Annotated in this window: 7 protein-coding genes; 6 read left to right on the top strand and 1 reads right to left on the bottom strand. The window is 42.1% G+C overall.

The genetic code is table 11. The features are described from left to right. Both OU792_RS05815 and OU792_RS05820 read left to right on the top strand, forming a co-directional pair. The coding region (locus OU792_RS05815) for a sensor histidine kinase (protein ID WP_274669709.1) at positions 1 to 367 on the top strand (367 nt) is incomplete at its 5' end. A gap of 5 nt (positions 368 to 372) precedes the next feature. Continuing rightward, positions 373 to 1,008 (top strand): response regulator transcription factor, encoded by a 636-nt coding sequence (locus OU792_RS05820; RefSeq protein ID WP_222584044.1) that lies wholly within the window; start codon positions 373 to 375, stop codon positions 1,006 to 1,008. A gap of 86 nt (positions 1,009 to 1,094) precedes the next feature. On the opposite strand, the gene OU792_RS05825 is transcribed toward OU792_RS05820, so the two are convergent. Next, positions 1,095 to 2,096, bottom strand: a complete 1,002-nt coding sequence (locus OU792_RS05825; protein ID WP_274669710.1) for a hypothetical protein — start codon at positions 2,094 to 2,096, stop codon at positions 1,095 to 1,097. 653 nt (positions 2,097 to 2,749) lie between these two features. Between OU792_RS05825 and OU792_RS05830 the strand changes: the two genes are divergently transcribed. The 4 genes from OU792_RS05830 to OU792_RS05845 all read left to right on the top strand — a co-directional run bounded on the left by OU792_RS05830 (position 2,750) and on the right by OU792_RS05845 (position 9,105). Then, positions 2,750 to 4,537, top strand: a complete 1,788-nt coding sequence (locus tag OU792_RS05830) for a thiamine pyrophosphate-binding protein (protein WP_274669711.1) — start codon at positions 2,750 to 2,752, stop codon at positions 4,535 to 4,537. A 26-nt stretch (positions 4,538 to 4,563) separates the two neighbouring features. After that, complete coding sequence (locus tag OU792_RS05835) at positions 4,564 to 6,234, top strand: flavin monoamine oxidase family protein (RefSeq protein ID WP_274669712.1); 1,671 nt, start codon at positions 4,564 to 4,566, stop codon at positions 6,232 to 6,234. A gap of 14 nt (positions 6,235 to 6,248) precedes the next feature. After that, the gene (locus tag OU792_RS05840) at positions 6,249 to 7,388 is read left to right on the top strand and encodes an FIST signal transduction protein (RefSeq protein ID WP_274669713.1); all 1,140 of its coding nucleotides are present in this window, start codon (positions 6,249 to 6,251) and stop codon (positions 7,386 to 7,388) included. A 64-nt stretch (positions 7,389 to 7,452) separates the two neighbouring features. Next, positions 7,453 to 9,105, top strand: a complete 1,653-nt coding sequence (locus OU792_RS05845; RefSeq protein ID WP_274669714.1) for a sensor histidine kinase — start codon at positions 7,453 to 7,455, stop codon at positions 9,103 to 9,105. Positions 9,106 to 9,137: the final 32 nt, after the last annotated feature.

Raw genomic sequence — 9,137 nt, forward strand, 5'->3', positions numbered from 1 at the left:
AGAAATGGAAGAACTCATCAATAAAACGCAAAAAGTGGACTTTCAGCTACATATAGCTGATCTGAATATCAAAATAAAAAAGGAAAATCAGGTCCATCTCTATCGGATCATTCAAGAACTCGTGCATAACGGCCTAAAGCATGGGGATATTTCTAAAATTGACCTATCGGCAAAGGAAATTGAGGATACACTTTCCATAAATTATCGGGATGATGGGATTGGCTTGTCGGAAGAGAAATTAGCTAATAGTACGGGGATTGGCTACCAAAACATGAAAACTCGTGCAGGAATTTTGGGTGGTTCTATCCAAATTAACAAGGCAGAGCACGGCGCTGATATTCAAATTCTTATTCCCAATAGCCCATGAATGAAATGAAAGTGATTCTCGTAGACGACCATCCCATCGTCATGGAGGGAATAGAAATGCTACTTGGGGAGACTCCTCGAGTTTGCCTTCTTGGAAAATTCACTGATGGAAAATCCGCTCAGGAATTCATAGATTCTAGCTCCGTGGATCTAGTCATCACAGATATTAATATGCCTGAGGTCGACGGGATAGAGCTGACCAAGTGGGTAAAAGAAAATCACCCAGATACCAAGGTCATCATCCTATCCATGCATGACAATGACCAGTATGTGAATGAGATCATTTTGGCAGATGCGGAAGGATACCTACTCAAAGAAAATACTAGCGAAGAGCTGGTAAACGCCGTCAATCGCGTACTGGACGATGGTATCTTCTACAGCGATCAAATCGTGAGCAAACTCAGGTCCAATTTCCTAATCCAAAACAAAAAGCATGAAATCCTTCAATCGCTTACCGAACGGGAAGTGGAGGTTCTCCAAATGATCATTCAGGAATTTACAACCCAGGAAATTGCAGATAAGCTTTTCATTAGTCGACATACAGTAGAAAGTCATAAGAAAAACCTGTTTAAGAAAACCGGTCAAAAAAGCTTAGTCGGCTTAGTTAAGTTTTCAATTTCACACCAACTCATTGACTTATAGCTTCGCGCTAGCTTTAACTTTGAAAAATCTGGGGCAAAACCCCAGATTCAATTTTAAAAGTTTTGTATGTAAGAGATCAGAAAGAATCAATCTTTCGACTTATCCAGAGCAACAAATTTCTCCATACCTCTGATTAGGTCAGCGGCCATACGCGAACTGACTACGTCCAGTCCATCCAATTGCCAATCTTCAATCGATCCTTCAGATTTATTGATTTTCGCGATTTCAAAAGGCTCTACCTCCAGAATGACGGAACTATAGCTTAAACCATCTCTATACATATTCATGATACCTGCCCCGATTCTTCCCTTATATTCCTTGGATTGGTCATCGTCAATGGGGCCGACAATTCCTGCTTCTATTTCATGCAATACTAAAGTTCGACCATTTCGGATAAGACTCACTCCAACTGAGAGAATCAATACCGCATCTAAATCCAAATCTTCGACAAGCAATCCAAGGGTTGCCGGTGCTTTGAAGTCTGTTGCCATAGTCCTAACACTGATTGGATAAAACTCATAGCCTGATGCAGTAGCAGATCCCTCTCCTTTATCTGCATTGGTCAAGAAAGAAGTGATAGCGCCAAATGTCTTGACCAATCCACTGACATCTATTCGAGACGGCCCTTCTTCATAAATTTTTCGCTTTTCTGCATCTGTGAGATACTCATCCGGCTCTAAAAGTGTGATCCCTTTTGCCTTGAATTTGTCCTCAAATATTGGAAGCATGGTTTCCAGAAAAGTTTCTGCTACTAGATTGCTTCCTTCTGGGGTCAGATAGTTTTTGGTATAGACAGTAGTCTGTGCCACAGTGCTGGATGAGGTCTGCGAATAATCCCAGATCTGCATAGTCAGTACACCAATTTTTTTGGGATTAGGTAAATTATCTTCAGACACCAAGTCCTCATTGAGCAAGCCTTGAAGTTGATCGATCCAGGTACTATTATTTTTATAGCTTTTGACTAGCTTGTCCCATTTTTTATCATTCAATTCAGCCAGCTCCTGCATGGATTTTTGTGCATGGGCAAATGTGGAAAAGCTTAAATAAAAAAGGAGGGAAAAAGCAATTTTAGGAAGATACGATTTCATTTTATGATTTTTTAGTTGAATAAATTGAATTTGTAAAACCGGTTGAGAACACTCATCTACTTGGAATTAAATTTTTGATTAAAGGCTGATTCAAAAGTGAAAGAATAATCAGGCAAAATCAATCCCCAATCTTGGGGATATTTTATCACCTAGTTTCCGAAGATTAAATGCACTTTTCATAAACCTGTTGGAAAAATTTAATCGGTATTTGGGGAGTTTTTTTATCACATCTGTCCAAACGACCTCCCCCTTACGGGTACAAAAAAGTATCTTTTAAAAGTATCTAATCGGAGAAATAACAGCCTCTTTAAATAGTAATAACAAAAGCTGGAATCATTTAATACGAAGCAAAGTCGGAATACAATTTTAAAACTTGATTTAATTGATACAAGATTGAAAAATTCGAGATTTAATTATTGTAATTACAAGTGTCTTTTGTATTTTAGAAAGAATTAAATCAGTGAAGCAAATAGATTTTTCACTGAAAGAATTTTTGACTTATCGGCTTTTACTTATAGCGTTCTATCCTGAAAATCCCATACGGGGATTAGACAAGTTTTCATTGATATGAAGATCTAATGAATTGAAGCATCGGATTAGAACCCTTTACTGTGATAATAATTTAATCTTATTAATCTTTTAATTTTCATTTTATGTCTGATTCAAACACTTTCGATCCCAATGCAATGAACGTTGGGAAATACCTAGCCTACAGGCTCCATCAGCTAGGTGTAGATCAATTATTTTCAGTTCCCGGAGATTATACCAGCGATCTTTTAGAAATCATTGATACTTACAAATCCCCAAAGGGGGATCGGTACCTTCATCGTATCGGTAATTGCAATGAACTCAATGCAGGCTATGCAGCGGATGGCTACTCCCGCGCTAATGGTCTCGGGGCAGTTGCCGTGACCACCGGTGTAGGTTCATTTTCTTTACTCAATGCCATCGGAGGTTCCTTTGTAGAAAGTGTCCCTGTCGTAGCGATCATCGGTACGCTGAGCAATACCAAACTCATGGACGAGATCAATGCCGGCGAACTCTATCATCACAATGTCAGCACCGAAGACACCAATCGCACAGTCTACTCTCCTGTCACAGTAGCATTTGAACGGATATCAAACCCACTGACGGCACCTTCGCAAATAGATGCTGCCATCATCGCATGTATCAGCAAAAGCAAGCCGGTGGCTATAGAGATCATGGAAGATTGCTATTACATGCCTTGTGCAAATCCCGAGGGAACGCTAAGCCCTGTTCCCAACTATGAGTCATTACCTGTACTTCAAGGTATGGCTGCACAATCCGCCCCAAATAAGTACGCAGCCCAAATCGTGCAGGCCATAGAAAAAGCAGCCGAGGCTGTCTATGCGAAGATATCAACAGAAAAGCCTATTCTTTGGATAGGAAAGGAAATCGCCACCAGAAAATTACAATCCAAATTTGCCGCTTTGCAACAGGCTATTGGGGCGCCTTATGTCACGTCTTTTTTGGGTAAAGCAGTAGTTTCAGAAGATAACCCCTGGTTTCTGGGGATGCATGATGCTGTATTTACTAGTGATTACACCAATTCCTATTTGAAGCAATCCACAGCAATCATTGGATTGGGAGTATGGAATACAGACCTGAATACTTTTGGCTCCAAAAGCACTGAGACTGGAAATATTACCCAAGTCTTTGCTTCCCGGGATATGGTAAAAGACGGTGAAAATCTCTATGTACAGGTCTCTCTAGAGCATGTGATAGATGCCGTCATGGCACTAATTCAGAAAAACGGATATAAATCTTCATGGCAGCAGCCAAGCCCTCCGACGATCCCAACCATTCCTGCTCCCCAAACCTCAATTACATACGATTCCTTTTTTGCAGTACTCGATCAGCATGTCAATGATAATCACCTGATCGTAGCCGATATCGGCCTTTCATCATTCGGAGGATCCTCCTCCTTGAAAATCAATCGTCAAGATGGGTTTCTAGCGCAGAATATCTGGGCATCCATCGGCTGGAGCGTACCTGCAGGTCTGGGAGCTTCCTTTCGAGAAGATGTCAGGACTTTCGTGATCGTAGGAGATGGAGCTTTTAAGTTGACTTGCCAAGCGGTTTCAACCATGGTACAAGAAGGTCGAAATGCGGTAGTTTTTGTGCTGAATAACAAAGTATATGGTGTAGAGCAAATGCTGCTAGATCCTGCCCCTTATAAAACCGGATCCTCGGCTCCCTTTGAGGAGGCAAATATTCTCCAAGAATGGGATTATGTGAGTCTGATGAAAGGTTTCTCAAACAACTCGGGGAATGCTAAAAGCGCCGTGGTCAACACCATTGGAGACTTGGAGTCCCTCTTAGAAGATATCAGCTGCGATACAGCCTCCACCTATCTTGTAAGTATCAATCTAGATGAACGGGACTATCCTTCAGCTTGGAAGCTTTTTGTCAATAAATAAATCTCAAACTCTAATTTCTTTTTATCATGAGTACTAAAACAAAAAAAACAAGTCACTCCACTGATGTCCTAATTGTCGGAGCTGGTATGAGCGGACTTTTTGCAGCTTGGCGTTTACTGAAAGAGAAGCCATCCACCAAGGTGACCATTTTAGAGAAAATGGGGCAGGTAGGCGGTCGACTTGAAACCACTTTTGTGGATATCAAAGGTCACGACGGAAAAACCTATCAAGTTCACGATGAAGAAGGTGGAATGCGCTTTGTCCCCAGAGGAAAAGGGATGGAACATTTATGGGGATTGATCGATGCACTGAATGAGGAAAATAAAGGAAATCCCCAGGCGCAGATTCGTACCGTGGACTTTGTAATGGGTGATGACAACAACAGATATTACATCCGGGGAAAATCCTTCACCCAAGCCGAGGTAAAAGCGAGTAACAATGCCATTTGGGCTTCCCTATTCAATCTCGCTCCCAATGAACAAGGCAGAAAACCCTCCGATATACTGACAGCAGTGATCGATGATATTTTAAACCAAAACTGCATTCCACTTCCCTCCTCTCCTGCCGAATGGGTACACTTCCGAAACAACTGCACTTACAAAAACTTTGAAGGAAAACCCATTCCGATCAATCAATGGGGCTTTTGGAGTATACTTAGGAATTATAACATGAGCGAAGAATGCATTGAGATGCTCAGCCATATCATGGGATTTATGGGGCCATTTCAGGACTATATCAATGCCGGAGAAGGACTTCAGATTTTATTCGATTTCCCCGATCCCAAAAATGCCCACTTCCAAACGCTCGAAGAAGGATTTCAATCCCTGCCCAATGCCTTGGCAGCCTCTATTCAAAAAGCAGGTGGAAGTATTCACCTGAATGAAACCGTCAAATCTGTCACCAAAACAGAATCCGGATACTTGATCGAATCAAATCTGGGATCCTATACTGCTCCCACGGTAATCCTTGCCATCCCCAAGAAGCCCCTCAAAGAATTGATCAAAGTTTCACCGATTCTTTCACAGAATGAAAAGTTTATGAGCGCGGTCAACAGTGTGCAAAACATGGAATTGACAAAAGTGGGTCTCTACTTTAAAGAGCGCTGGTGGCATCAAATCAAAGACATCAATCTGACAAATGGGCCGAATTTCACGGATCTTCCCTTAGGTTCTGTCTACTGCTTTTCCCAATTCCCTTCTGATCCAATTGCCGATAAAAATTACAATGGGCCGGCAGCTTTGACTCAGTATACGGACTATATCCGGGGAAATTTCTGGAAAGAGATGCAAAATGTAGGAGACCTCTACCAAACAGAAGATTTTCCACAAAATCCCCCTGGAACCAAAGCCTGCTCCAAAGCACTAGTCCATGAGATCATGCGGCAGATCAAATTATTGTTCGGCCTGAAAGAAGATGATCAGGTACCTAATCCAGTACTGTCGACCTATCGGGTGTGGGGTCAGGATCCTTATGGCTTTGGATATCATCAATACAAAATCAATATCAATGATCTCCAAGAAGTCTATCCCCACATCACTTCACCCGCCGAAAACTTATTTGTATGCAATGAATCCTGGTCACCTGAGCAGGGATGGGTAGAAGGTGCACTCATCATGAGTGACTATGTCCTCCAGCAAAAAGCTTTCGGACTTCCAGCTTTTGCCACGGACTCTTTTGCAACCACTGTAAACTCTTAAAAATCTTTTCAAGCATGAAAGCAAAAACAATCAAAGGAAATTCACTGGCTGAAATCAGTCAAGCCCTTGAAACCACTCTTTCTGATGGCTTTAAGCCTACACTAGCCATCATATTTCTATCCATCAAGCAGGACCGGGTGGCTATTTGCAAATTATTAGAGCAAAGAGACATCAGTATTTTCGGAGCAACCACCGCAGGAGAATTTATAGACGGAGAAATTGGTGAGGAGTCCATCGTGATCATGCTTTTGGATATCAAGAAAGAATATTTTCAATGTGTCCACTTCGAGACAGGAGATGGGAATATTCTAGATGTAGCCCGAAAAACTGGAAAATTGGGTTTGAATACCTTTAAAAATCCGGCTTTCATCATTGCCTCAGGAGGGATCAGCACAGATGGGGAAATGATCATCAAAGGTATTGAAGAAGCAGTCGGTCCAGAGGTCACCATCTTTGGTGGAATGGCCGGAGATGATTTCACCATGACTGGGACCTATGCATTTACTAATGGCCATTACAACATCACCGGAATCGTAGCGCTGATTCTTGATGAGGATAAAATATCCATTGCAGGTTTGGCGACCAGCGGCTGGCAACCTGTAGGCACCGTTCGAACGATTACCAAAAGCGAAGGAAATACGGTTTACACCATCGATGATGAACCTGCACTTGATGTAGTCATCAAGTACATGGGCGTCAATAAAAATATCGATGAATGGAAAGAGGTCATCGTCAATGTAGGTTCAGAATTCCCGATGCAAATCCAACGGGAAGGAACAGAGCCTGTAATTAGAGCCCCGCTATTTGCGAATAAAAATGATCGCTCTTTAGTATGCGCAGGAAGTGTCCCACAAGGCTCCAAAATCCGCTTTTCTCTTGCTCCAGATTTTAATGTCATCGAGAAAGTAGTAGAAGAATGCGAGACTGTGAAAAAAAATGAACTTCCGAAGGCTGATGCCTTGATTATGTTTTCGTGCAAGGCTAGACACCTTTCTCTTGGCCCAATGGTCAGCGACGAAATTGACCAAGTGAAAAATGTCTGGGACGCTCCTTTAGCCGGATTTTTCAGCTACGGGGAGATGGGTAAGTCAACCAAGGGCAAACACGAATTTCATAACAATACTTGTTCGCTTGTCGCATTATCAGAGAAATAAATTACAGCAAAGAGAAAACAGAGGGAACTGCTCGTAAGCCCTCTTTTTTCTTTCGAATCATTCTATGAATAAAAATATTCAGACAATTCTGGAGCTAATCTCCAAGTCAGAAAAGCTCACCGAAGAAGAAAAGGAGCAATTGAGCCGTTCGGCCAAGGGCATCGAAAGGGATTTGAGCATTGTAGAGTTTAAACTTGATCGCTCAGAAAAGATGCGAAGGACTACCTCTATACTTTTAGAGGAAACTATCGAGGAACTGGATAAAAAAAGGCAAGCTGTAGAAGAGCTTGCCTTGATCTCTTCCAGGCAGGCATCTCTAGAGCGAATCAGGGCTGAGATTGCATCCATGCGCAAGGCAGAAGATTTGGAAGAAATCTCACCACTTATCTGGCAAGAATTGTCCAAACTTCAAGTCCCCTATATTCGGTGCGGAATCTTCATAGTGGAAGAAGAAAATGACTTAATGCATGTCTTTCTAAACACCCAAAATCAGGAATCCATTGCTGCCTTACATATTCCTTTTGAAGCGACAAAACTCACGCAGACTGTTCATTTCTATTGGAAAAAGCAAAACCGGCATCGGGAAAAGTGGAGCGAGAATGATTTCCGAAATTGGGTGGAGAGCTTAAGCAAAAAAGGGTTTATTTCTTCCCAAGAAGAATATGTGGGCGGACCCATTCCCGAGCAACTTATTTTACAGTTTTTCCCATTCAAGCAGGGGATGCTCTACATCGGAAATTCGGAGCCTCTTACCACTGAAAATGAAGAGCTCTGCCAAACATTGGCAGGTAATTTTTCGGTAGCGTATGATCGCTACGAGGATTTCACAAAGCTGGAGATTGCCAAGAAAAATGTAGAAATCGCACTGAAGGACCTTCGCACTACCCAAGATCAACTGGTCCAACAAGAAAAACTTGCTTCTCTCGGACAGCTTACTGCTGGCATTGCTCATGAGATCAAAAACCCCCTGAATTTTGTCAATAATTTTTCTGATCTCAGCATCGAAATGGTCACTGAGGTTTTGGAAGAGGTCAGTGAAGCGAAAGTTTACAGCAGCAGTCCTCAATTGAAAGAGCGGTTTGAGGAAATGACTGATCTGCTTCATACCATCGAAATCAACCTGAAAAAAATCCATGAGCATGGCACTAGAGCCAATGATATTGTGACTTCGATGCTTCAGCACTCGAGAGGTGGATCTGGCGAAACCAAAGAAGTTGATTTGAATGAATTGCTAGCTGAATTTTCAAACCTAGCCTACCATGGGATGCGAGCTGGAAAAAACCCTATTAATCTTGACTTGAACCTTGATTTGGCACCAAGTCTACCTAGGGTGTCGCTTATCAAAGAAGACTTCTCCAGGGTCATAATTAATCTCTGCACCAATGCCTTTGATGCCTTAAGAGTAAAGGCTCAGAGGCAGATATCTGACTATAAGCCTAGCTTGACCATCAGGACGCATTCCGAGGATAAAGCCGTTTACCTAGAAATCGAAGACAACGGTCCTGGAATACCAGAAGAAATCTTAGACAAGATACTCCAGCCCTTTTTTACCACAAAAAAAGGTACAGAGGGAACTGGTTTAGGCCTAAGTATTTCACATGACATTATTAAGGCCCACCGGGGACAACTCGATATCGAGACCCTTGAAGGAAAAGGCACCAAATTCATTATATCGCTACCTATCCATCTATCAGCAAATCAGCTTCACATGACATAAGTATCAGTTTCCAGGAAATAGGTTCTGCGCAA

It is taken from the genome of Algoriphagus sp. NF (assembly GCF_028823735.1).
In the GTDB taxonomy this organism is placed as follows: Bacteria; Bacteroidota; Bacteroidia; order Cytophagales; family Cyclobacteriaceae; genus Algoriphagus; species Algoriphagus marincola.